Raw genomic sequence first — 24,496 nt, 5'->3', positions numbered from 1 at the left:
GGGGCGACCGGTCAGGCCCGGTCGACGGCGTGGGCGGCCCGGAAGGCGAACGCGATGATCGGCCCGAGGGTCGCTCCGCCGGCCCAATAGGCGCGTCCCGACGCGGAGGCCACGCAGTTGCCGACCCCGTAGAGGCCGGGGATCGGGGCGCCGAGGTCGTCGAGCACCCGCCCGTCCGGATCGGTGCGCGGGCCGCCCTTGGTGTCCAGGGTGCCGCCGGTGACCAAGGCGGCGTAGTAGGGCCCGGAGGTGCTGATCGGCCACATGGTCGGGTTGGCGCGGCCCGGTTCTTCCTTCACCGGGCCGTTGAACACCAGCTGGATGGCGGTCTCGCCGCGGGCGAAGTCTTCGTCCTTGCCGTTCGCGGCGAACTTGTTGAACCGGTCGATCGTCCCCGGCAGGTTCGCGGCGAAGTCGCCGGCGAGGGTGAAGCCGCCGGTCTCGGCGGCGAGGGAGGCGAGCCGCTCGCGGATCTTCGTGGTGAGCTCGTCGAGGGTCGGCGCCTTGAGCACGTGCGCGTCATCGGTACCCGGCGGGACGATCAGGCGGCCGTACTCGTCACTGGCGGAGTGGTCCTGGCTGCGCTGGTCCCAGAGCTGGACGAGCACCAGGTTCGGGTAGCTCCCGGTGGCCGGGTCCCAGTGGAAGAACGTCCGCGCGGCTTCGTTGTAGGGCAGCTTCTCGTTGGCGACGCGCTCGCCGTGCCGGTTCACGAAGATCATCGAGTCGCCGGCCACCGAGAACATGCCGACCAGGTCGGGGCGCCCGACCTTCTCCAGCGGCACCGGGCACATCCAAGCGTGGTTCATGGTGCCGAGCTGCGGGCCCACGGTCGACGCGATGCGCAGGAAGTCGCCCTCGTTGGTGATCGCCGCGCACCCCGGATAGGCGGGCACGCCGAGGTGTTCGCGGCGCAGCTGGTCGTCGTGGGTGAAGCCGCCGGTCGCGAAGACGACGCCCTTGCGCGCGAGCACCCGGACAGTGTCCCCGGCCGCGGTCGTGGCCTCGACCCCGGCGACGCGGCCGCCGTCGAGGACGAGCCGCTGGACCCGGTGTCCCGTGCGCACGTCGACGCCGTCGCGCTCGGCCGCTGCGGACATCTGCTCGACCGCGCGCGCACCGCCGTCGGACATCGACTCCCGCGCGTCGGCGGGCACCAGCACGCGGCCGGTCGGCGCCTTGTCCTCCGGCAGCTCCGACCAGTAGTCCGGCACGTCCGGGCAGTGCCGGTAGGTCAGGGCCCCGCGTTCGGCGAGCAGCTCGGCGGCGGGGCTCGCGCTCGTGTGGATGGCACGGACCATGCCGGCTTCCCACTCGGTCAGACCGGCGGTCGGGCTGTCCGGGTCGTACCGGGTCGGCTGGGAGAGGCGCGCGACGTAGCGGAGGAAGTCCTCGAACCGGTCCTCGATGCCGAGCGCGCGCATGGGCTCGTTGTCCGGTACCCAGTACCAGAAGGCGGCCTTGCGGGCCGTGCCGCCGAGCTCGGGCGCCTTTTCCAGCAGGACCACGTCGTTGCCGAGCCACCGGCTGAACAGCGCGGCGGGCAGCCCGGCCCCGCCGCCGCCGACCACGATCACATCGGTTTCGACGTCCGCGGAGGTGAGCGGCGCCGGCCGGGCAGTCTCCCGGCGAGGTACGGAATCCGTCGTCATGCCCTCACCTTGGCGGGCCGGCGACGTGCGCGGTTGTCTCACAATGAGACAGGCGGTCCGGTGACCACAATGGAGTGACAACGGATGGGCTACGAGATCGACACGCGCGACGGCGTCGCCCGGCTGCGCCGCGCCAGGGAACTCTTCCTCACCGACCGGCGGCTGCCGGAAGACCTGCCCGCGTGGCTGTCCGCGGCGTGGCGCCGGTCGTGTTTCGCCGAGCTGGACGTCACCCGCGACCACGTGCCCGCCGTGCCCGTCTCACTGGAGACCCCGCTGGTCCGCGCCGCGACCCCGGTGCTGGCCAAGCTCGCCGGCGACCTGGCCGGGCTCGGCGCCGCGGTGGTGCTGAGCGACCGGCACGCCCGCGTCGTCGGCTGCTGGGCCGACGAGGAGGCAGTCGGCGCCCACCTCGCCCGGATCGGCACCCGGCTGGGGACGGACCTGTCGGAGCGCTCCACCGGGACGAACGGGATCAGCCACGTCCTGGACACGGGCGGTCCGTGCGTGATCGGCGGGCCCGAGCACCTTTTCGAGCTGTACCAGCACACCGTGTGCGCGGGCGCTCCCGTGACCGACCCGGTGACGCGCAGCGTCGTCGGCGCGGTCGCGGTGGTGTGCGAGCTCGACGCGCCGCTGCGGGTGCTGCACGCGATCACGACCACGGCGACCGGGGCGATCGAGCGCGAGCTGGTGCACGCCGCGTCGGCGCACGAGCATCGCTTGCTCGACGCCTACCTGCGCGCCGGGCCCGGCCGGCACCCAATCGCCGTGCTGGACGGCCGGACCCGGCTCGTCAGCGACGCCGCCGCCGGCTTGCTGCGGCCCCGCGACATCGAGACGTTGGAGTCGTACGCGATCGAGGCGGCCCGGGACGGCGCATTGCCGACGACCGAACTGATCTTGGACGACGGGGTGAAGGTCCACCTCCACCCCGCGTTGCCGGGTGACGGCGAGGGCCTCCTGGTCGTCGTCGAACCACCCCGGCCGCGTCCGGCGCGCCGGCGCACCAGGCTTTCGCTCTTCGCGGACGCGGGGCTGTCCGGTAGTTCGCCGGCCTGGCGGTCGTTGGAGCGGTCCGTGGCACGGGCCGGCACCCGGCCGATGGTGCTGCTCGGCGAACCAGGCGTGGGCAAGACCGAAGTGGCCCGCGCCGTACTCGGCGACCCGGTCGTCTTCGACGCGGCGGACGACGACGGCTGGCGGGAGGCCCTCGCACAACCTGTCGGTGCGGTGCTGCTGCGTCACGTCGAACGCCTGCGCCCCAGCCTCGCTTCCCTCCTCGCCGTGGAGCATCCGGGGCGGGTGATCGCGACGTTGACCACCGGTACCCGCCCGGGATGCGCGGAAGTGTTGCGCACCGGATGGTCACCGGTCGAGATCCGGGTACCCGCCCTGCGCGAGCGGACAGCCGACATTCCCGAGCTCGCCCGGCGGTTCGGCGGTGGCGCGCACCTCACACAGGACGCGCGAACGGCGTTGCAGCGACACGACTGGCCGGGCAACGTCACCGAGTTGAAGGCGGTGATCGCGTCGGCGCGAGCGGAGGCCGCGGGACCGACCATCAGCGCACGGCACCTCCCGAGCCGGTTGCGGTCATCACCGGCGCACCCGCGCTTGACGGAGCTGGAAAAGGCGGAGCGGCAGGCCATCTCGGAGGCACTGCGCGCGGCGAACGCCAACCGCGTCCAGACGGCGGCGCTGCTCGGCATCGGCCGCGCGACCCTCTACCGCAAGCTACGGCGTTACGGAATCGGCTGACCAGCGGTTTGACAATGGAATGCGCTCGGCAACGCGAAGACGCAGTCGCTTGGTTCGCTAGCTCGGCGGGAAGCGATTGCGGAATCGTTCCATGTGCAGCGCGAGACCGCGGAGTAATCCGCTTTCGATGGCGACCGGGTAGGCGGTGTCGTCGTCGTAAAGCAAGTGAGCGCAGTAGAAGGTGCCGGGTTTTGCCGCCTCCCGCTCCAGCGCCCGGAATCGTTTGCCCTCGGCCGACCACCCGCGGTTCAAGGCGCGATGCTGCCGGAAGATGTTGGGGCCGAACTCGCCGCCGGACAGGTGCGGGATGAGATGCCCGCGATCCACCAGCGCCCCGTCCGGCGCCGCCGGAAGCGGATACCCGCGCTGGTACGAGACATCGCGCTTGGCAATCGTGGCCGGCGTCAGAGCCCACGCGGCCACGGTCCGCTCCTCTCGTGCGGCACCGGCGAGATCGAACAGATAAGTGGCTCCGGACTGCTCGAACTGGACGAGCCCGCAGCCCGGCCACCGGTCTTCGTAGTGCGCCGCTGCGGCTTCCAGCAACGCCCGGCCGACTTCTGCGGGGTCGGGCGGCACCTTCAGCGATCGGTTCAATGCCCGGTAATCCAGCGACAGTTCACCCATCACACCGTTCTACCCGGGTTGCGGTCGTACAAGCTCGATGTGAAGGGCTCGCCGGCGAATCCTCTGTTCGTCCCTCGACGTCGGCGAGGTGTCCGCCCTCCGACATCTGCCACAACCTCACATACATGCGAACCGAGATTTGCCTCGATCCGGACTGGTCGTTTACCGGGGTAGTAGATAGCCTGCGGCTGGAGCTGGCGGTAAACCTCTCTTTTGCGAATGGGGTCGGTATCGGGCAGCACCTCCCGGACATCACCGAGCCGCTCGACTAGTCCGCGGATCTGGTCCTTGGTCAGCCGCCCCGCCTTCGGCTTGACCCTTACGCTCGCCCTTCGCCTAGGGTCGAGCTCTCGGTCCTCACGCGACGGAGTGTAGGACGGCTCTGGGGTCGAGCGCAGCGCGGCTGACCTGAGCGGCGTTCGCGGACTGGCCCCAGACCAAGTGAGGCAGGCGCACAAAAGCCGCGCCACCGTCGTGCCGGGGCACTGACCGGCGCGGTTCAACGCAGCGGCTCGAGAACGCGCGGCCGGGCGCGTCGATCATCACACCGGTCCGCGCGCGACCGACCTCGGCCGTCCTCGAAGACGAGGGGGTTTCTGTAGGGGTTTCCCTGACGCGCCCCCAGTTGCCCGTCCATAACGTCGGGCCGGTCGTCGATGCCGGTGAGGAGATGCCGCCGGTGGTCGGCCTTTCATTCGGACGCGGACAGTCGCCTGCGGCCGATCCGGTACAAAAAGGGGAGTGGGCAATGACGTCGAGCACGGTCCGAAGCCGGCCGCACCACGATTACGTCGTCGAACGCATGGAGACCTTCGGGAACTCGACTCGGCCCGTTCCCGGCCGGGTCACCATGGTCGAGGCCGGGGGTGAAGATCAGCTCTTCCTGGACCGCCTGCCCATTCCGCGCGACGCCTGGGACTACGACGCGCACGATCGCGTGCTGACCTGGCGGGGTGCCTTCGGCGGCGGACACCTCCGGCTGAGCCACGACGGCTCCGGTGCGCACGGCACCGTCGGTCCCGAAGACGACCTCTGCTCGGTGACCGCCGGTGCCCGGGCGCAGTTCGCCTGCGACGTCGCGCTCGGCTGCGGGGCCACCTACGAAACCTCGGGCGGTGCCGTCGTCGGGCTGCTCTGGGACCCGAAGTCGCCGGCCTGGGAAGGCGCCCGCTGGGTCGGCAACCGGCTGCTGCTGACCTACACCGTCACGCCGGGCGGTCCGCTCCAGCCGCCCTCGTTCACGTTTGAGTTCGAGGACAAGGAAACCGGCGCCGTCGCCTGGGAACCGGATGCCTTCACGGCCAGTGTCCAATTAGGAGAGCGTGATGGCAAGACGGCGTGGCTGCTGAGCTTCAAGTCTTCGGTCGCCCCGATCCCGGACAAGGGGTCGAAGAGGCCCACCGGGCCGGACACCGTGTACCCCTGGTGGCTGGAAGCGGCCGAAGACTCGGCGGCGCTCGGCATCACCGGTGTGCTCGAAATCGACGGTGTCGCGCCGAAAGGCACGCTCGTGGGTTTCCGCGGGGTGCGGACCGCCCCGGCGCTCACCGGGTACTACCAGGCGACACCCGAGGCGACACCGTTCGGCGTCTTCGACGGACGCCTGGTGATCGCCGGCGAGGAGGTGCCCGGCGCCGCGGTCGTCGGCGACCGGCTGGTCTGGCACGACCTCGACCCGGCCCACCAGCTGCGCACCGGCCTGCCCGCCGACGGCAGCCTGAACGCCGATGACGCGACCCGGCTGAGCACCGACGACACGCTGGCGGCGTTTTCCCGGCTCCGCGACGCGCACCCCGAGCTGCACCGGCGGTCCGTCGAGGTGGCCACCGCCACGGCCGGGAAGACGGTCGACATCTACGGCCTGCTCGCGATGACGCCGTTCGGCAAGGACGAGAACGGTGCCTGGGGCGACGTGGTGCAGGCCGGGGTGACCGAAGACCTCGGCACCATCATGAACAGCTTCGTCCCGGACGACCTGTGGGGCCGGCTGTTCCCCGGTGTCCCGCAACCGGCTCTCACCGGCGACCTCGCGAAGGTCGCCGGGACCGCGGTCACCGGGGTGCGCGACCCGGCCGGGTGGTACCGGTCGCTTTCGACGGCCGTGCTGTCCTACGGCTTGTCGGCGGGGTCGGAAGAGCACTGCCAGTACTTGAACGGCCCGCGGGCGATGACCTGGCTGAAGACCCAGATCGCGACATCGCCCGTCTACCACGCCCACGGGCAGCAGCTGTTCGAGTCCCGGTGGCAAGAGCACTGCCCGATGACCGCCGACTACCTGGCCGACCAGATCACGAACGCCCGGGCCCACCAGGCCACGATCGACGCGTCGGTGACGGCCGACATCGCCGACATCACGGCGAACGTCGTGACCGACCCCGGCGACACCCGGGACGTCCGGGCCGAGCTCATCGCCGACGTCCGCGGTGCCGGGCAGTACGCGAAGACCAACAACCTCTACTGGGCCTTCGCCTACTACACCTACAACACGGCACCGGCCATCCTCGCCAACATCTCGATGCAGATGTCGGTCAACACCGGATCCGGCGACAGCACCGGCCTGCCCCGGCTCTTCCAGCAGAACGTGGCGGTGCTGACCGCGCTGGACCCTTCGGGCTTCTTCGCCCAGCGCTACGTGTCCACGATCAACACCTTCCTGGCCACGAACATCCTGCCGAGCATGTTCGGGTTCCTCGGCGACGCCGTGAGTTTCGACCTCGTGAAGGAGTACCTGCAGGCCTTCGTCGACCGCAACGTGCGCCACGAGGACGCGCAGATCGCCGATGCCGCCAGGGCGATCGGCGCCATCCTGCAGCAGGAGGACGCCGAACGGCTGCTGCACGATTCGATCGACGCGCTCCTGGCGATCGCCAGCACGGCGCAGTACGCACTGGCGCTGCCCTACATCGCCAACGAGTGGCTCTCGTGGTTCACCGGCCGGTTCCCGAAACTGGCGTCGGTGGGACAGGTCTTCGGGTCGGTCCTGATCGGCGGGATCACCGGCCTGGCCGTCTTCAACCTGTTGAGCGCGTTCAAGAGCTGGGACAAGCTGAGCGGCGTCCAGCGGGCCACCCTCGTCATCAACACCGTCCAGCTGGGCCTGCAGATCGTCTCGGCGGTGCTCAAGCGGGGCGTCCGCATCTATGCGATCTTCAACGTCAACGGGATGACGAAGCTCCAGCGGTACGCGGCGCTGAAGGACATCGTCCTGACGGGGGAAACCAAGCAGCTGGAGGAAGGCCTGCTCAAGATCGGGAACTCGACGGCGCGCTGGATCGGCGACGTCGAGGGCACGGTCGGCAAGCTGGCTGTCGCCGGCGACAGCGAACTCACCACCGCTCTCGTCACCGAATCGACCGCCACGGCCGAGGAAGCCTCACTCGTGTCGAGGGTGTTCGGCGCGAACCTCGACGAGTTCGTCGCGACCCGGGTCGGGCCCGTGCTCATCCTGGCCGGGATCGTCGTGAGCATCGTGCACCTGGCCGAAGGGGAAACCGGCCTCGCCCTCGTTTCGGACGTCCTGAACATCGTCAGCGGGTCGCTGATGCTGTTCGCGATCGTCGGCGGCTGGCTGGTCGCCGAAGGGGCGATCGCCGCTGGGGGCGTCCTGGCGACGATGATCGCTTTCGCCGGCCCGCTGGCCGTCCTCGCCGCGCTGGCCGGGGTCGGCCTGATGCTCTACGAGCTGTTCAAGAAGCAACCCGACGTGATCGAGGACTTCGTCAACGACTACGCGAAGGCAGCGGGCTTCCGGGTCGACGGCAAGAACCGCAGCCTCGACTACGCCGTCCCGTACCGGAACCCGGACCGGAACTCGCTGCTGATGGTCGGGAGCACGCTGGCCGTGGACGGCGACGTGCTGCAGGCGAACCCGGACGGCTCGATCCGGTTCGGCGCCGGCACGTCGCTGCCCGACTGCGTGTGGCAGGTGACCACCGACGCGTTCGGGGTGAGCACCTTCTTCACCGTGCTGCGGCCCGATCCCGCGAAGCCACCGGTCCTGCGGTACCTCAGCCTCATGGACGACGGGACGGTCTCGTTCCAGCCGAAGATGCCCGGCCGGGGAACGGTCCAGGACTCGTCGTCGCCGGTCGTGGTGTGCCAGACCTGGGCCAGCGGGCCGTGGGACTCCCGCCTGACCGGGGACGGGAAATTCCTCGCCTCGCTCCTGCTGATGCTGGGCCCCGCTCCGCTCGACAGCGACGGGCACTTCGACCCCTCGGCCGAGAAGGCACTGCGGTGTCTGGCGCGCCGGGACGACCGGCTCGTGGTGATCGAGCTGACCACGCCGCCGTTCGGCCCCCTCCCGACGCCGGGAGTCGTTTTCACCCTCTCCATGGCGGGGATGGCTCCGAACTTCATGACCATGGCCGACCTGAGCTTCCCGCTGGGCAGCACGCCATCCACGCTGCAGACCTTCAGCCCGGGGTTCGCCGTCCTGCCGAGTACGCCGGTGAAGTTCCGGCACGGCGGTGACGCCCTGCCGGCGTTCCTCCGGTTCGACGACAAGACCGGGGCCGTCACCCCCAACGGCAAGGAGGCGGCCGAGAAGTCGCGGACCCGCAGCAGCATCACGGCGAGCAATCCCTGCGGGGGCTCGTCGGCGTCCTTCGACGTCGTCGTCGCGCCGCCGGCCCCCGCGCTCACCCCGGCCGGCTGACCCGCGGAGGCGATGATGACGTTCCAGCAGCTGCAGGCCCGGTTCGCCGGGTTGGTCACCGGTTCCGCACCGCAGCCGGCCCCCGGAGTGCTGCCGGGCCTGCGGCTGCTGCTCGAGTCGCTGCCCTGCTACGGCCACCCGGGGGTCGAGTCGGCCCACCGCGGCGCGCTGAGCGCCGTGCTCCAGGCCGCCATGGCCAACCCGCCGATCGCGGCGCAGCCGCCCGACAGCGGTTCGGGCTACTACATCACGTACTCCTACGAGGGCCCGTTCTCCGGCTACGCGGACGCGTTCTTCCCGAAGAGGGCGGTGACACCCGCGTCGACGGCGGTCACCGCCGCGGTGCGGCGGCAGAAGCCCGTGCTGGACCAGGGCTGGTGGCAGACCTACGCACTGGCCGTGCTCACCGACGCGGCGCGGCAGGCCGCGGGGATCCCGCTGCACACGGGCAAGCTGACCGCCGACCTGGCGGCCCTGCACACCCAGTTCCTCCCCGCGCTGACCGCGAGCTACCTGGCGGCTCTGCAGACCGCGTACGAGCCGACCGCGGCCGCGCTGCGGGCCCTGGCGGCCGCCGGGCAGCTCGTCGAGGCCCGCGCGCAGCTCGGCGGCGTACTGGCCGGCGACACGCTCATCGCGAACCTCAACGGCGCCCTCGGCGTCGGCGGCGACAGCACGAACGCGGCCGTGTGGTTCCTCTACAACCTGTGGGTCCTGTTCAAGGCGCTGGGCTCCCCGGACGTCGACGCCGAGATCCGGGCGCTGCGGACCGCCGGGCTCACCGTGCCCGGCCAGGTGGCCGAGCAGAGCTGGTGGAACGGCGGGTACACCACGTGGTACGCGCCGCTTTCCGGCTCGGCCGTCGTTCCGGCGACGGCGGGCACCCTGACCGCGGGCTTGCCCGAACTGGTGACGTCGTCGTACGCGTCCAAGCCGCCGATGCCTCCCGTGCGCGAGCACGAAGGGGTGACGAACGGCTATTCGCGCAGCCTGTGCCTGTGGGGCCCGCTCAACCGGTACCGGCCACAGCCGAGCAGCTGCCTCGGCGCGGGCACCGGCGTGCTCATGGCCGACGGCTCGGTGAAGCCGATCGAGGACGTCCGGATCGGGGACGAGGTGCGGTCCGGCGGCGGTACCGGCACGGTCGTGCTCGCCGAACGACCCGGCCGGCTCGGCCGGCCGTTGTACTCGGTGAACGGCCTGGCCGTGTTCGCGACGGCGGGGCACCCCTTTCGCTCGGCCGAGGGGCCGCTGCGGCGTGCGGTCGATCCGTGGAACCTCGCGGACGCCGTGCCGACGATGATCGCCGACGGCATCGGCTCCCTCGGCGTGGGCGCCCGGCTCGACGGGTACGGACCGGACGGGCCGGGACCGGTGACCGTGCGGACGGTGACCGCGCACGAGCCGGACCCGGCCGAGTACGGCGAGGTGGTGTACGACCTCGTGGTCGCCACCGGCGACCGCGGTCACGGCGGCTACTACGCCGGCGGGCCCACGACATTCGTCGCCGTCGACGCGGAGTCGGCGGATCCCTTCCACGACACGGCATCCACGCTCGCCGTGGTCGCCGCGATGGACGTCGCGCTCGAGAGCGTCCGCGAGCACGTCGACGACCCGCACGCGGACCTGCTCGACATCCTGGGGGACCTCGACCTGTCCGGGATCGGCGAGGCGGCCGGCGGCACCGGACGCCCGGAGATCCCCGGGCCCGGTTACTACCTGCGCGACGGCGAGTGGGATCCGCACGCGTCCGCGCTCGAGACGGACCTGATTCGCGTGCACGGCCGGACGTTGCGGCGGCACTGCGCGACGGGCCGGCGCGCGGACGCGGATCCCGGCGGCCCGTTCACCGTGTGCCTGCACGACGTCGAGCTGGTCGGTGACCTCCCGCGGGTGGCCGTGCTCGAGGTCGAGCTGCGCGTCCGCGGGGACGCCGGAGACGTCGAGGACGTGGTCCGGTGGGTGACGGTGCCGGCCGTGCGGAAGCGGCCGGGCTGGTCCTTCACACCGGACACCGACGTCGATTTCGGACCCCCGCCGTCGTCGGCGTTCCTGCTCGGTTTCCTGTACACCGAAGGAAAGCCGCTCGGGCGCTTCGGGCTGCCGGTGTCCGGATCGGGGTACGGCGAGCACTTCGTGTTCGGCGACGACGGGACGGTGATCGGCCGGGTCGCCCTCGGGCGGCCCGGCGCCGGACCGGTGGACCGCCCCGGCACGTCCGTGGCGTGGGACAGGGCGGTGGCGGCGGGGCGGCAGCTCGGCGACCTACTGGCCAGGCGGGTGCGGCCGCGTCGATGATTGGACGGTCCGGACGAGCGCTCCCTGCTGCTAGGGTGAAAACCCTTCCTGGCCACGAATCGCGTGGTTTCAGGCGCTCGCAGATCGGAGTGGGTCTCCGGTGCCGGAGCTCGTCGAGCGGGACGCCGAAGTGCGCGCCCTGGAGAGGGCACTCGCCCGCCTCGGCGCCGCCCAGGGCGGCGTGGTCGTCCTCGAGGGCGGCGCGGGTACGGGGAAAACAGCGCTGCTGAAGCACGTTCGCCGGCTGGCGGTGAACCGGGGGTGTGCGGTGCTGTCCGCGCGCGCCGCGGAGCTCGAACGGGAGTTCGCGTTCGGGGTGGTGCGCCAGCTCTTCGAACCCGTGCTCCCCGCCGGTGGGCTCGAACGCTCCCGGCTGTTCGGCGGCGCGGCCGGGAGCGCCGAGGGCCTGTTCGGCGCCGCAGCCCGGATGGACGCGCCGGGCTCGTTGTACGCAGTGCTGAACGGGTTGTACTGGCTGCTGGTGAGCCTGGCCGAGCGGGCCGCACCGGTCCTGCTGGTGGACGACGTGCACTGGGCCGACGTGCCGTCCTTGCGGTTCTTGGGTTTCCTGGCCCGGCGGCTCGACTCCTGCGCCGCGCTGGTCGTGGTCACGGCGAGGTCCGCCGACCGCGGCGAGGACGGGGCACTCGACGACCTCCTGGCCACGGACGATCCCACCCTGCTGCGGCCCGGGAACCTGAGCGCTCGTGCGGTCGCGGAGCTGGTCCGTCGCGCGCTCGGTCCGGACGCGCACGAGCGGTTCTGCGCCGCCTGCCACGAGCTCACCGGCGGGAACCCGCTGTTCGTCCGGGAGCTCCTGCGCGTCCTGGCGACCGACGGTGTCCGGCCCACCGCCGAGGGGGCCGCCGCCGTCGCCGCGGCCGGCCCCGACGCGATCCGGTGGTACGTGACGGCCCGGTTGCGCCGGCAACGACCGGAAGTGCGCGCGGTGGCCCAGGCGGTAGCGATACTGGGCGACGACGTGGCTCTCGCCGACGTGGCCGGGCAGGCGGAGGTGCCGGTGCCGGAAGCGGCCGCCGCCGCGCACCGGCTGACCCTCGAAGGGATCTTCGAGCGGGCCGACCCGCCGGCCTTCGTCCACGCGGTCGTGCGCGACGTCGCGCTCATGCTGATCCCCGTCCAGGAGCTGGGGCTCGAGCACGAACGGGCGGCGCGAGTACTGCTCCGGGCGGGCAAGCCGGTCACCCGGGTCGCCGCCCACCTGCTGCGGACCACCCCGGCCGGCGTGGCCGAGCGCGTCGGGCTGCTGGCCGCCGCCGCCGAGCAGGCCTTCCGGCACGGGGCGCCCGAGAACGCGGCGGTGTTCCTCGACCGGGCACGCGCCGAGCCGCCGCCCCCGGCGCAGCGCGCGGAGGTGAGCCGGCAGCTGGGCAACTGCCGGGCGCACCACCTGGCGCTCGCCGACGCCGACGTCCACCTCCGGGAAGCGCTGGCGCTCGCGGACAGCGGCAGGCAACGAGCCTTGTGCGCGTACAGCCTCGCCCGGTTCCGCAACGCCTGCGGTGAGCCGAGGGAGGCGGTTCCGCTGCTCGTGCGGGCGTTGGACGACCTGGCCGGCACCGACGATCCCGCGCTGGTGCTGGAGGTCGAGGCGGAGCTCATCGGGATGGCCCGCGCCGACCTGGCCGGGCGGGCCGAGCTGGTGCGCCGGCTGGACTCCTTCGGCAGTCGGCCGGGCCGGCCGCAGGCGGTCCTCGACTCCCAGGCGGCGCTGGAAGCCGTGCTCGCCGGTCGCCCGGCCGCCGAGGCGATCTCCTTGGCCCGGTCCGCCCTGGCGGGCGACGTGCTGACGCCCGAGCGGTGCGGGCTTTGGGCGGCGGTGCACACGCTGCTGGTGACCGACCAGCTCGACGAGGCCGACCGGCGGATGCAGCGCGCGCTGGACACCGCGGTGGACCGCGGGCTGCTGCTGCCGATGGGCATCGTCCGCGGCTACCTGGCCCGGATCGCGTTCCTCCGCGGCGATCTGGCGCAGGCGGCCGAACACGTCGAACTCGGTACGGCGGCAGCCCCGCCGCCGAACATCGGCCTGCCGTTGCTGGCGGCGACTGCCGTCGACCTGCACCTCGAGCACGGGGAGGCGCCGGCCGCCGCGGCCGTGCTCCGGACCGGCGTGCTCGGCGACGACCGGCCCCCGCACTCGTCGGCGCACCTGTGGCTGCTGGGTGCGCGGATCCGGCTCCGGCTGGCCCAAGGGGAGCACGTCCGCGCGCTGGCCGACGCCGAGCTCTGCCGGCAGTCCTATGAGCGGTGGGGGACCGGCGAGCTGTGGGACGTGCCGTGGCGGCTGTCGGCGGCCCAAGCCCATTCGGCGGCCGCCCGGCCCGCCGATGCGTCGGCGTTGATCGGCGAGCAGCTGCGCCTCGCGCGAGAGTTCGCCGTTCCCCGCCACATCGCGGTCGCCCTGCGCGCGGCGGCCGGGCTCGCCGAAGCCGCGGAGGCGCGGCGGCACCTGGAGGAGGCGGTCGAGCTGCTGGAGGCGGGGCAAGGACGGTTGGAGCTCGCCCACGCGCTGGCCGACCTCGGCGAACTCCACCTGCGCGACGGCGACCGGAGCACCGCCCGCGCGACGATCCGGCGTGCGGCCGAGCTGGCTCTGGAGTGCCGCGCGGAGGCCTTGGCGGCCCGGTTGACGGCCGGGCTCACGACGAAGGGCGGCCGGCCGCCGCGTCTGCGCGTCACCGGCCTTCCCGCGTTGACGCCGTCGGAGCGCCGGGTGGCCCGGTTGGCCGCCGACGCGCTGACCAACCGCCAGATAGCGGAGCGGCTGTACGTCACGGAGAAGACGGTCGAGGCGCACTTGAGCCGGGTCTTCCGGAAGCTCGAGGTCAAGTCCCGGATTCAGCTCGTCAACCGGTTCAGCGCGGAACCGGGGAACTGACCATTGGCGGCGGTGGCGAACGGCTCGGTGGCGCGGTCCTTCCGTGCTGGCCTCGCGGTCGGCGACCGGGGGAGTGAGCTGCGATGCGGGGTGAGTGGTCGTACCGGGGCGGGAAGTCGTGAACCGGCGAGAGGGGAACTGGTCATCGGCGGGTCGGGTCGGGTCGCCAGAGGCGGGCCGTGCAGTCGTCGCTCGCTGTCGCCAGCACCGTGCCCGCCTGGTCTACCGCTACCTGGGTCAAAGCGTCCTCATGGCCCAGCAGCGGTGCGCCCGCGGGGACGCCGGTCGCCCAGTTCCACACCTGGGCGGTGTGGTCGCGGCCGGCTGTGATCAGGGTGTCCGGATCGAGGAAAGCGAGGCCCCAGACGGGGCTGTCGTGTGCCGTCCACGGTTGCCGCACGCGTGTCCTGGTCGCGGTGGTCCAGACGTGGACGGTGCCGTCGTCGGCTCCGGCGGCCAGTGTGCGCCCGTCGGGGCTGAACGCTACGCATGCCATCGACGAGGGGTGCCTGCCGAGGTGTACGTCGACGGGTTCTCGGTCGCCCACGTGCCACAGGCGCACCTCGCCGTTGGCGTCCGACGAGGCGATCCAGCCGCGGGGGCTGACCGCCAGGTCGTTGATCGCGTCGGTGTGACCGGTCAGGACCGAACGGAGGGAGAACCCGTCGATGAGGTCCCACACCCGCACGAGGGTGTCTCCGCCGCCGGTGACGAGCGCGCGGCCGTGGAGGCTGAACGCGACGGCGACCACGTAGCCGTCGTGTTCGAGGGGCGGAACCGCCAGGGCGGTGGCCGTGTGTGGGTCCCACAAGCGGACGGTGGTGTCCACGCTGGCGGTGGCTAGGCACCGGCCGGTCGGGCTGAAGGCGACGCCCCAGACCGGGCCGCGGTGACCGTTCATCGGCTCGCCGTGCGGCGTTCCGTCGTGGGTGCTCCACAGCCGGACGGACATGTCCGCACTCACCGTTGCCAGCAGCCGGCCGTTCGGGCTGAACGCCACCCCGGTCACCTCGCCGTCGTGCCCGGTCAGGATGTTCGTGCAGGCCCAAGCAGCCCCATCCGGTATCGGCGAGAAGATGGCCGGGCCGGTCGCCGGGGCTGCCTGGCCGGTTCTTTCGGCCTGCCGCGCTGCGAGCCATAGCGTGTGGAACAGGGCGGTGTCCCCGCCCAGGGTCTCGACGATGAGCTCCAGATATCCCCATTTGGGTACGCGCGGGCCGGTGAAGGCGTTGTGCACGGTGGCGTGGCTGAGGACACCGATGCCGATGTCGCGGGCGATCTGGCGCAGCCCGGGTTCCCCGGCCCGGAGGTGGAGTTCGTGCAGGCGGTCGAACAAGACGGTGATCGGACCGGCCGGGGTCACCGCTCGTCTCAGTACTCCCACGGGTCTCAGCGTACGAACCAGTCGACGCCAGTCAACGTTCGTTCACGAGCGTCAACCCGGCCGCGAGGCCACGGAGGATCGAACGACAACTTGAGGAGGCGGCGATGGGGATAGTCGAGTGGATGACGGCCATACTGCTGGTGAGGCCCATAGCGATCGAGATCGGGGAGTGGGTCGTGGTGGGCCGGTCGGCGTGGTCGACGGTCAGACCGGGCCGTGTGGATCGTGCGGCAGGCAGCGACCGGCCCTTGGTGCCACCGGCGGAATCCATGGGCCTGGAACGCGGGGCAGTGGACGCTCCGGACACTGGTGCAGTGCGGTGAGCGAGGCGCGGTTGGTCCTCGTGGAGCCGGTGCGCCCCTCGATTGCGCACCGGCTCCGGGGCTTCAGCTGCAGCAGCCCTCGGGGGTGGCGGTTTCGGCGTCCGGTGTGCAGCATGTCGCCGGGGTGGCCAGCGCTGCGCTGTCGGTGCCGAACGTCGTCGAGTCGGCCTTCACCGTGTAGACCTCCCACGGCTCCTTGCCCGGGCCGTGGACCCACACCTTGTCCTGCACCGCGTAGCAGCACGTGGTGTCGTCCTCGGTCAGCGTCTCGAGCCCTTCGCCGGTCAGCCGCTGGGTTGCCGCGTTGACCTGGTCGGCCGACTCGACCTCGACGCCGAGGTGGTCCATCGCCGTCTCCTGGCCCGGCTCGCCCTCCAGGAGCACCAGCTTCAGCGCGGGCTCCTCGATCGCGAAGTTCGCGTAGCCCGGCCGGAGCTTCGCCGGCTCCGTCCCGAACAGCTTCGAGTAGAAGTCGATCGATCCCGCCAAGTCCCCGACCCGCAGGGCCAGCTGTACCCGTGACATCTCCGCTCCTCCTTGGATAGACATCTGTCTAAGTAGACGAACTTAGATTGCCGTCTATATGTGAATCTGTCAATATAGAGGCATGTCGAAGCAACTGCCGCTCGTCGCGATGGACGCCTGCTGCGCGCCCCTGGCCCGGGAACCGCTGACGCAGGACCAGGCGGTCGAGCTGTCGCACCTGTTCAAGGCGATGGCCGACCCCGTCCGGCTGCGGTTGCTCTCGCTGATCGCGTCCCACGCCGGTGGCGAGGCGTGCGTCTGCGACCTGACGGACGCCTTCGACCTCACCGGCCCGACCATCTCCCACCACCTCAAGGTGCTGCGCGAGTCCGGGCTGATCACCGGCGACCGCCGTGGCACCTGGATCTACTACCGCGTGCACCCCGAGGTGCTCGCGCGGCTGTCGGCCGTGCTCACCGCCACGGGCGAAACGGTCACCGCGTGACTGCGATCGCGGAGGCGCCGCCACGTTTGTCCACTTTGGACAAATTGCTGCCGGTCTGGATCGCGGCCGCGATGGTCGCCGGGCTGCTGGCCGGGCGCTGGGTGCCTGGCCTGAACACTGCGCTGTCCGCGGTGCAGGTCGACGGCATCTCGCTGCCGATCGCCCTCGGGCTGCTGGTGATGATGTACCCCGTCCTGGCGAAGGTCCGCTACGACCGGCTCGGCACGGTCACCCGCGACCGGCGGCTGCTGTGGCCCTCCCTGGTGCTGAACTGGCTCGTCGGCCCGGCGCTGATGTTCGCGCTGGCCTGGCTGCTGCTGCCGGATCTGCCCGAATACCGGACCGGCCTGATCATCGTCGGCCTCGCCCGCTGCATCGCCATGGTTATCATCTGGAACGACCTCGCCTGCGGCGACCGCGAAGCCGCCGCCGTGCTCGTCGCGCTGAACTCGGTGTTCCAAGTCATCGCGTTCGGGCTGCTGGGCTGGTTCTACCTCTCGGTCCTGCCCGGCTGGCTCGGCCTCCCGCAGGCCGATCTCGCCGTCTCCGGGTGGCAAATCGCCAAAAGCGTGCTGATCTTCCTCGGCATCCCGCTGGCCACCGGCTACCTGAGCCGCCGCGTCGGCGAACGCACCAAGGGCCGCGATTGGTACGAGAAGAACTTCCTGCCGAAGGTCGGGCCCGTCGCGCTGTACGGGCTGCTGTTCACCATCGTGATCCTCTTCGCCTTGCAGGGCGAGCAGATCACCAGCCGTCCGCTGGACGTCGCGCGCATCGCGGTTCCGCTGCTGGTCTACTTCGGACTGATGTGGGCCGGTTCCTACGCGCTCGGCAAAGCCGTGGGACTGAACTACGAGCGAACCACCACGCTCGCGTTCACCGCCGCGGGCAACAACTTCGAACTCGCCATCGCCGTGGCCATCGCGACCTTCGGGGCCGCGAGCGGGCAGGCACTCGCCGGGGTCGTCGGCCCGCTGATCGAAGTCCCGGTGCTCGTCGCCCTCGTGTACGTCTCCCTCGCGCTGCGGCGCCGCTACGTCAGGAGCCCTCGATGACCCGCAAGCCGGAAGTCCTCTTCGTCTGCGTGCACAACGCCGGCCGCTCCCAGATGGCCGCCGCGCTGCTCGCCCACCACACCGACGGTGCGGTCGACGTCCGTTCGGCCGGCTCCGCGCCCGCCGACAGCATCAACCCCGCCGTCCGCGAAGCGATGGCCGAGATCGGGCTCGACCTCTCCCGCGAGGTCCCGAAGAAGCTGACGACCGACGCGGTCGAGGCCGCCGACGTCGTGATCACGATGGGCTGCGGCGACGCCTGCCCGGTCTTCCCCGGCAAGCGGTACCTGGACTGGCAGCTGGACGACCCCGCGGGCAAGGGCGTCGAGGACGTCCGGCCCATCCGGGACGAGATCGATCGGCGGGTGCGGGAGCTGCTCGCCGAACTCCGTTGACCGAGCGCAAGCCGGGGACGGTGCTGGCCGTCCTGTGTCTCACCGAGATCACCAGCTGGGGCGTGCTCTTCTACGCCTTCCCCGTGCTGGTCCCCGCCATCGCCCGCGACACCGGCTGGTCGCCGGCCGCGCTCACCGCGGCGCTGTCGGTCGCCCTGCTCGTGTCCGCGCTGACGGGCATCGCGGTCGGACGCGTGCTCGATCGGCGAGGGCCGCGGCTGCTGATGACCGCCGGGTCCGTCGTCGGCGTGGCAGCGGTGGTGGTGATCGCCACCGCGCGCACGGTGCCGTGGTTCTTCGTCGGCTGGATCTGCGCCGGGCTGGCGATGGCCGCGACGTTCTACCCGCCGGCGTTCGCCGCACTCACCCGCTGGTACGGCCCTCGCCGCGTCCGGGCCCTGACGACGCTGACGCTGGTCGCCGGGTTCGCCAGCACCGTGTTCGCCCCGCTGACCGCGCTGCTGGCCGAGAACCTGAGCTGGCGGACCACCTACCTCGTCCTCGCGGTCGTGCTCGCCGTCTTGACCGTGCCGGGGCACTGGTTCGGGCTCCGCCGCTCGTGGCCGCCGGTCGTCGCCGACGCCGGGCAGCCGTCGAAGCCGCGCAGCGAAGCGCGGAGTGCGGCGTTCGTCGCGCTGGTCGCCGCGTTCAGCCTCACCGCGCTCGGCACCTACGCCGTCGTCGTCAACCTCGTCGCCCTGCTCGCCGAGCGAGGGCTCTCGACGGGGACGGCGGCGATCGCTCTCGGGCTGGGCGGCGCCGGTCAGGTGGCCGGCCGGCTGGGATTCGCGACGCTGGTGAACCGCACCGGGGTCCGCGCCCGCACCGCCGTCGTCATCGTCGTGCTCGCCGCGACGACCACTTTGCTGGGCGCGCTGACATCGACGGTGGCGCTGGTCTGCGCCTCGGTCCTCGCCGGAATGGCCCGTGGGGTGTACACGCTGCTGCAGGCGACCGCCGTCGCCGACCGGTGGGGCACCGCCGGGTACGGACGGCTCAGCGGCCTGCTGTCCGCGCCGCTGGTGACCATGTCGGCGGTCGCGCCCTACGCCGGTGCGGCGCTGGCCGCGCTCACCGGCAGCTACTCGACCGCGTTCCTCGTGCTCGGAGCGCTCACCGTCGCCGCCGTCCCGGTGTCGCTCGCGGCCCGGCCCGCCGTCGCGGAGATGCCGGCCAGCTCGGACAGCAAGTCCTGAACCCGCCGCTCGATCTCGTCCCGGACGGGCCGGATCTCCCCGGCTGGGCGCCCGCCGCCGTGGTGGCGCAGGAAGGCCGCGGCCATCTGCGAGCGACCGGCGTTGTGCACGCAGACGAACAGAACCTCGGGCACGGACACGAGGAGTCCTTTCCCGTCGACGAGATCCGATGTGGACGTACCGGGCGGGCAGGTGGGGGAGGTGCCGCCCGCCCGGCACGAGTTCACAACAGCAGCTGCGCGAGGAACCCGAGCAGGATGCTGCCGAGCATGCCGAAGGCGATGTAGAGCGCGAACACCTTGTTGTTGACCACGCTGCGGACCGCGACCATCGCCGGGATGGTGGTCACGGACCCGGCGAGCAGGAACGTCACCGCCGCGCCCTCGGCCATGCCCTTGGCGAGCAGGCCGCCGACGATCGGGATCGCGCCGACGCCGTTGAGGTAGAGCGGGATGCTGATGACCGCGGCGAGCGGGATGGCCAGCCAGCCCTTGTCGCCGCCGAGGATGCTGGTGATGATCCCGTTCGGGACGTAGACGCGGATGACGCCTTCGAAGACGCACGCGAAGACCAGCCACTTGCCGAGGGACACGGTGTCGCGCAGGAAGTTCCGGCCGGTGATGCGCCAGTTCCGCTTCGACTTGAGGCTCGCCTTGGCCTGCGGCCACCACGGGGCGCCGTCGTCATCGTCGTCTTCGGGGACGGGGCCGCCGGTCGGCGTGGGTTCCTCGGTGAGAACAGCCGAGCCGCCGCCGGCGGCCACCGCCACCTGAGCGGGCGCCGCGTGCCGCTCGCGTTCGTCGACCGCCGGTTTCTTCTCCGGGCGCAGGACGTCCTTGAACCCGCCGCGCTTCTCGACCAGCAGGATGATGACCCCGGCCCCGATCGCCAGCACCAGGGCGCCGAGGAGGCGGGCGGTCGCCAGCGGAAGGCCGATCTCCTTCGCGGTCAAGGCGAAGATCGGCGGGTCCATGGCGGGGGAGGCGATCCAGAACGACATCACCGCCGACAGTGGCACGCCACCTCGCAACAGCTTGCGGATCAGCGGGATGACGGTGAAGGAGCAGAACGGGCTGAACGCGCCCAGGCACGTGGTGAACAGGACGCCCAGCAAGCCGTGCTTGCGGAACGAGCGGCGCGCGACGATGTCGAGGTAGAGCAGGTCGACGGTCGCGGCGATCGCCAGGGCGATGAAGAAGAAGATGCTCAGGTCGACCAAATTCTCCCAGGCCAAGCGCAGGACCTCGAGGATCTTGTCCATGCCACCATCCTTGACATCGGGGACCGGTTTCGCGGTGCCGAGGACGCGCAGCTTCCCCCAGCCTTCATCGATGCTAGTCGATTAAGGAGCGGCGGTCCATACCTCGCCCGCTGCCGCGAACCACGCTCCGCGGAGGCTGCCGAAGCGTGATCACAACGTCCGAAAGGATGAATAATCAGTCGGAAAACCGTGATCTACCTGCGTTTATCGATCCATTGACATGTATCGCTGAAGCATGCAATCGTGATGCCGCATACGAGGAGAGGCCCGTCGCCGGGCCGGTTCCGCTGGGGGAACCAATCCTTTTTGTCCGATTCAGTTGTGGGGGAAGCATGCCCGCTGCGCGTGTACTGGTCGCGTCCGCCTTCGAAGCCGAGCTGCAGCCGCTGACCTCCGCGTGCGCGGGCGCCGCGATGCGGGCGCAGGACGCCGACGTCGTGGGGTGGGACGCCCACAAGAACCCGGACGCCGTGCCGGACGGCGAGTTCGACCTGGTCCTGCTGTCGGTGCAGCAGTTCGAGGGCGTCGAGCGTGGTCTGAACCTCGCCGCCCGGCTGCGGGAATCCCTCGGTGGAGCCAAGCTGGTCGCGTTCGGGCAGTACGCCCAGATGAACCACCGCCGGTTCCTCGAAACGGTCGACGCGATCGTGATGGAAGAACCGGAGCTCGTGGCGACCGAACTCGCCGAGGTGGCGCGAGGCGAGCGCGAGGTCGCCACCGTGCCGGCATCGATGACCACACAAGGGATGCGGCCGAAACCGCCGCACCGGCGCATCACCGTGTCCGCCCCGGCTCGTGATTTGTTTCCCTCTCTGGTGCACTACCCGGCGCACCATTCACCGTACGGGCTGATGGGCAACGTCGAAACGACGCGCGGCTGCCACCACAAGTGCACGTACTGCTCGGTCTACGGCGCCTACGACGGCGGAGTCGCCGCCTACAACGCCGACACCGTCTTGGCCGACTGCCGGCAGCTGGCCGAAGAAGGCGTCCGGCACTTCTGCTTCATCGACGCCGAGTTCTTCAACTCCCGGACCATCGGTCCCGGCGTCGTGCGCAAGCTCGTCGACGAGATCGGCCCGATCACCTTCGAGTTCACCACCCGCGTCGACCACATCCTCAGCTACCAGAAGGAACTCGCCGAGCTCGTGTCGCTCGGGCTGGTGAAGGTCACCTCGGCGCTGGAGTTCCCGTCGAACCGGATCCTGCGGATCTTCGACAAGCACATCGACGTCGACCACATGCGCGCCGCGATCGCCGAGGCCGAGCGGATCGGGTTCGTGCTGTACCCGACGTTCATCCCGTTCACGCCGTGGGTGGAGTACGACGAGCTGCTCACCTTCGAGGACTTCCTCGTCGACACCGGGCTGGCGAAGGTCACCGACCCCACCGCCCTGCAGACCCGCCTGCTGCTGTTCAAGGGCTCGCCGCTGCTGTCCTCGCCGTGGATGGAGGACATCGCCACCGTCGACCGCGGCCTGTGGGTCGAGTGGACCCATCCGGACCGTCGTGTCGAGGACCTGTGGATCGAGCGCCGCGCCGACGCCGAAGACGTCGGCAAGGTCCGCTGCTGCGTGAAGTGCTGAAGACCGATAGGGAGGGCAGGAAGCCATGGGTGGAGCGCCGCGCATCGTGGTGAGCACGGGTCGGGGACTGCCGGACCTGGACTGGGAAGGTGAGCTGGCCGACCTCACCGACGTCTTCCCCTACCTCGGCCCGACCTGGCTCGGGGCGAGTGAGAAGGCGCTGACCGACCTGCAGCCGTGGCACACGATCGCGACCCGGGCCCGGGGCGAGCTGGCGCTGCTGCCCGGGTACGTGATGACGGTCCCGCCGGTCGTCGACCACGAGCCGCGCACCTACCTCGGGTGGCAGGCGCCGACGGGCGAGGAGGTCTGCTGCGGCGCGCAGACCGACGCGTGCATCAGCGACGAGGTCGACGCGCTGGGTACCGAGCCGTTCTTCCCCGCTCTGCTGCTCGGCTCCCCGCTGGGCTACCGCACCGAAGTGGCTTACAACTTCTGGACGCCCGGCCTGATGGCGCAGCTGGTGTCCGAGCTGGTGCCCGCCGCGTTCGAGCAGGGAATCAAGTGCGTCGTCGCGCCGTGGATCTCCGGCCGCAGCGGCAACGACGCGCTCGTCGCCGCGCTGCAGCAGGTCGGCGGGCACAGCACCTTCTGGGGTTACGAGGACTACCTGCGTCTCGACGCCGACTCCTGGGACGGCCACCTGGCCGCGCTGCCGCTGAAGAAGCGCCAGCGGATCAAGAGCGACGTCCGCCGCGCCGAGGCGGCCGGGGTGCACGTCGACCGCGTCGACGGCGAGGCCATCCGCCCCTACGTCACCCGCATCGCCGAGCTGACCTGCCTCAACCGGGAGAAGAACGGTGCCGGCGAGGAACCCGCACACATCGTCGACGTCCTGACCGCCCTGCTGGACGCCCGCGCGGACGTGCGGGCCTACCTCGGCACGAAGGACGGTGCTGTGGTCGCCACCTGCGTGGTGATCCGCAAGCACCACCGGCTGTTCCCGAAGTGGGCGGGCTTCGACTACGCCGCCATCGGCGAACGCAGCGGCATCTACTTCGCCCTCGTTCTCGACGCCCCGGTCCGCGACGCCTACGCCGAAGGACTGCGCACCGTCGAGTTCGGCGCGGGCGCGCACCAGGCGAAAGCGCTGCGCGGCTGCGAACCGCGGCCGGTCACCACCGCCATGGTCGTGTCCGATCCGGAGCTGCGCCCGCAGGTCGCGAAGTGGCTGGACGCCTTCGGTGCCAGCCGCCGGGTCGCGTTCGGGGACGCGCCCGCCGCCACCCGCACTCCGCTGCCGGTCGTCTCCGGCGGCTCCGGCGCCTGCTGCTCGGACGGCTGAGACACCACTGGGAGGACAAGCTCGTGATCACCTTCGTGCCGCTGACCGGGTTCCTCGGGGCCGGCAAGACCACCACGATGATCGCCACCGCGCAGGCGCTGCAGGAGCAGGGCCGCCGCGTCGCGGTGATCACCAACGACCAGGGCGTCGAGCTCGTCGACACCGCTTTGGTGCGCAGCAAGCTCGACTCCGTCGCCGAAGTCACCGGCGGCTGCTTCTGTTGCCGCTTCGAGGACCTCGTCGACGCCATCCGCGCTCTCGTCGACGGCGCCGGCGACACGCCGGTGGACACGGTGATCGCGGAGGCCGTCGGCTCGTGCACCGACCTGCAGGCCACCGTCGTCCGTCCGCTGCGCGCCCACTACGGCGACAGCATGGTCGTCAGTCCACTCACGACAGTCATCGACCCGTTGCGGTACCTGGCTTTCGATCGCGCCGCGCAACGCGGTGAACCGGAGTCGGACCTGTCGTACCTGTTCCGGCAGCAGCTGACCGAGGCCGACGTCATCGCCGTGAACAAGCTCGACACCATCGCTCCGGACCGCGCCACCGAGCTGATGGCGCGGCTGGCCGCCGACTACCCGAACGCGGCGGTCGTCGGCTACAGCGCCAAATCGGGCGACCGCGTCGACGACTTGGTGAAGGCGTGGGACGGTCCGCCCGGCAACCACGCCGTCGACCTGCGGGTCGACTACGACCGCTACGCCGCGGCCGAAGCCCAGCTGGCCTGGATGAACCAGGACGTGCGGCTCACCTCGGAAGCGCCGCTCGACCTCACCGCCTGGGGCCGGCAGATGCTCGCCGCCCTCGGCAGCTGGGCGCACTGCGCCGGCGCCGTCGTCGGGCACGCCAAGCTCACCGTCGAGGCCGCCGACGGCGACTTCGCCAAGCTCAGCCTGACCGCCGCCGGCGCGGAGCCGACGGTCGACCGGGCCGCCGAGAAGACGGCCACGACGGCTCGGGTGATCGTCAACGCCCGCGTCGCCTGCGAGCCCGCCGAACTCGACGACGCCGTCCGCGACGCCGTGGCCACGGCGAATGCCGCCACCGGTGCCCGTTCCGCGGCCACCGCGCCGGTGTCGTTCAAGCCGGGCTACCCCACCCCGGTCCACCGGCTCGCCGCCACGGGCGCCTGACTCCGGGA

General features: G+C 71.3%; 17 protein-coding genes and 1 pseudogene. 12 read left to right on the top strand and 6 right to left on the bottom strand.

Annotated features, from left to right (window positions below):
- Positions 1 to 11: 11 nt before the first annotated feature.
- Positions 12 to 1,652 (bottom strand): FAD-dependent oxidoreductase, encoded by a 1,641-nt coding sequence (locus ABZ342_RS21575; protein ID WP_360475694.1) that lies wholly within the window; start codon positions 1,650 to 1,652, stop codon positions 12 to 14.
- An 84-nt stretch (positions 1,653 to 1,736) separates the two neighbouring features.
- Here ABZ342_RS21575 and ABZ342_RS21570 point away from each other — a divergent pair, with 84 nt between their 5' ends.
- Positions 1,737 to 3,413, top strand: coding sequence for a helix-turn-helix domain-containing protein (locus tag ABZ342_RS21570; protein WP_360475691.1), 1,677 nt, complete (start codon positions 1,737 to 1,739; stop codon positions 3,411 to 3,413).
- 57 nt (positions 3,414 to 3,470) lie between these two features.
- Here the strand turns inward: ABZ342_RS21570 and ABZ342_RS21565 are convergent, their stop codons facing one another.
- A complete protein-coding gene (locus tag ABZ342_RS21565) occupies positions 3,471 to 4,040 on the bottom strand; it encodes a hypothetical protein (protein WP_360475688.1) in 570 nt (189 codons plus the stop codon).
- 125 nt (positions 4,041 to 4,165) lie between these two features.
- Between ABZ342_RS21565 and ABZ342_RS21560 the strand changes: the two genes are divergently transcribed.
- The 4 genes from ABZ342_RS21560 (at position 4,166) to ABZ342_RS21545 (ending at position 13,897) form a co-directional block, all read left to right on the top strand.
- Positions 4,166 to 4,312: a hypothetical protein gene (locus ABZ342_RS21560; RefSeq protein ID WP_360475685.1), complete on the top strand. Its 147-nt coding sequence runs from the start codon at positions 4,166 to 4,168 to the stop codon at positions 4,310 to 4,312.
- A gap of 476 nt (positions 4,313 to 4,788) precedes the next feature.
- A complete protein-coding gene (locus ABZ342_RS21555) occupies positions 4,789 to 8,697 on the top strand; it encodes a hypothetical protein (RefSeq protein ID WP_360475682.1) in 3,909 nt (1,302 codons plus the stop codon).
- A 15-nt stretch (positions 8,698 to 8,712) separates the two neighbouring features.
- Positions 8,713 to 10,995 carry a hypothetical protein gene (locus tag ABZ342_RS21550; RefSeq protein ID WP_360475679.1) on the top strand — a complete coding sequence of 761 codons (2,283 nt, stop codon included), beginning with the start codon at positions 8,713 to 8,715 and terminating at the stop codon, positions 10,993 to 10,995.
- Positions 10,996 to 11,095: 100 nt separating this feature from the next.
- Positions 11,096 to 13,897: an AAA family ATPase gene (locus ABZ342_RS21545; protein WP_360475676.1), complete on the top strand. Its 2,802-nt coding sequence runs from the start codon at positions 11,096 to 11,098 to the stop codon at positions 13,895 to 13,897.
- Positions 13,898 to 14,039: 142 nt separating this feature from the next.
- On the opposite strand, the gene ABZ342_RS21540 is transcribed toward ABZ342_RS21545, so the two are convergent.
- On the bottom strand, positions 14,040 to 15,281 hold the full coding sequence (locus tag ABZ342_RS21540; RefSeq protein WP_360475673.1) for a WD40 repeat domain-containing protein: 1,242 nt from the start codon (positions 15,279 to 15,281) through the stop codon (positions 14,040 to 14,042).
- 386 nt (positions 15,282 to 15,667) lie between these two features.
- Positions 15,668 to 16,129, bottom strand: a complete 462-nt coding sequence (locus ABZ342_RS21535; protein WP_360475670.1) for an ArsI/CadI family heavy metal resistance metalloenzyme — start codon at positions 16,127 to 16,129, stop codon at positions 15,668 to 15,670.
- 82 nt (positions 16,130 to 16,211) lie between these two features.
- On the opposite strand from ABZ342_RS21535, the gene ABZ342_RS21530 reads away from it, so the two are divergent.
- Genes ABZ342_RS21530 through ABZ342_RS21515 form a run of 4 tightly spaced genes read left to right on the top strand, consistent with a single transcriptional unit; the run spans position 16,212 to position 19,220 of the window.
- A complete protein-coding gene (locus tag ABZ342_RS21530) occupies positions 16,212 to 16,574 on the top strand; it encodes a metalloregulator ArsR/SmtB family transcription factor (RefSeq protein ID WP_155543473.1) in 363 nt (120 codons plus the stop codon).
- Positions 16,571 to 17,629, top strand: a complete 1,059-nt coding sequence (arsB, locus tag ABZ342_RS21525) for an ACR3 family arsenite efflux transporter (RefSeq protein ID WP_360475666.1) — start codon at positions 16,571 to 16,573, stop codon at positions 17,627 to 17,629. The genes ABZ342_RS21530 and arsB overlap by 4 nt, the downstream gene beginning before the upstream one ends.
- Positions 17,626 to 18,024, top strand: coding sequence for an arsenate reductase ArsC (locus tag ABZ342_RS21520; RefSeq protein ID WP_360475663.1), 399 nt, complete (start codon positions 17,626 to 17,628; stop codon positions 18,022 to 18,024). Before arsB ends, ABZ342_RS21520 begins: the two co-directional genes overlap by 4 nt.
- On the top strand, positions 18,021 to 19,220 hold the full coding sequence (locus ABZ342_RS21515) for an MFS transporter (protein ID WP_360475660.1): 1,200 nt from the start codon (positions 18,021 to 18,023) through the stop codon (positions 19,218 to 19,220). Before ABZ342_RS21520 ends, ABZ342_RS21515 begins: the two co-directional genes overlap by 4 nt.
- 47 nt (positions 19,221 to 19,267) lie before the next feature.
- Here ABZ342_RS21515 and ABZ342_RS21510 read toward each other — a convergent pair.
- Positions 19,268 to 19,360, bottom strand: a pseudogene (locus tag ABZ342_RS21510) (arsenate reductase ArsC); the annotation flags it as partial.
- Between the two features lie 83 nt (positions 19,361 to 19,443).
- Positions 19,444 to 20,481: a permease gene (locus tag ABZ342_RS21505; protein ID WP_360475657.1), complete on the bottom strand. Its 1,038-nt coding sequence runs from the start codon at positions 20,479 to 20,481 to the stop codon at positions 19,444 to 19,446.
- A 332-nt stretch (positions 20,482 to 20,813) separates the two neighbouring features.
- Between ABZ342_RS21505 and ABZ342_RS21500 the strand changes: the two genes are divergently transcribed.
- Genes ABZ342_RS21500 through ABZ342_RS21490 form a run of 3 tightly spaced genes read left to right on the top strand, consistent with a single transcriptional unit; the run spans position 20,814 to position 24,488 of the window.
- A complete protein-coding gene (locus ABZ342_RS21500) occupies positions 20,814 to 22,067 on the top strand; it encodes an RCCLKC-tail radical SAM protein (RefSeq protein ID WP_360475654.1) in 1,254 nt (417 codons plus the stop codon).
- A gap of 25 nt (positions 22,068 to 22,092) precedes the next feature.
- Positions 22,093 to 23,352, top strand: a complete 1,260-nt coding sequence (locus tag ABZ342_RS21495; protein ID WP_360475651.1) for a GNAT family N-acetyltransferase — start codon at positions 22,093 to 22,095, stop codon at positions 23,350 to 23,352.
- Positions 23,353 to 23,375: 23 nt separating this feature from the next.
- The gene (locus ABZ342_RS21490) at positions 23,376 to 24,488 is read left to right on the top strand and encodes a GTP-binding protein (RefSeq protein ID WP_360475648.1); all 1,113 of its coding nucleotides are present in this window, start codon (positions 23,376 to 23,378) and stop codon (positions 24,486 to 24,488) included.
- Positions 24,489 to 24,496 lie beyond the last annotated feature (8 nt).

The organism is Amycolatopsis sp. NPDC005961 (assembly GCF_040629235.1).
Classification (GTDB): Bacteria; Actinomycetota; Actinomycetes; order Mycobacteriales; family Pseudonocardiaceae; genus Amycolatopsis; species Amycolatopsis camponoti.
Note: the sequence above shows the minus strand (reverse complement) of the source record. Positions and strands in the feature narration are given on the sequence as shown.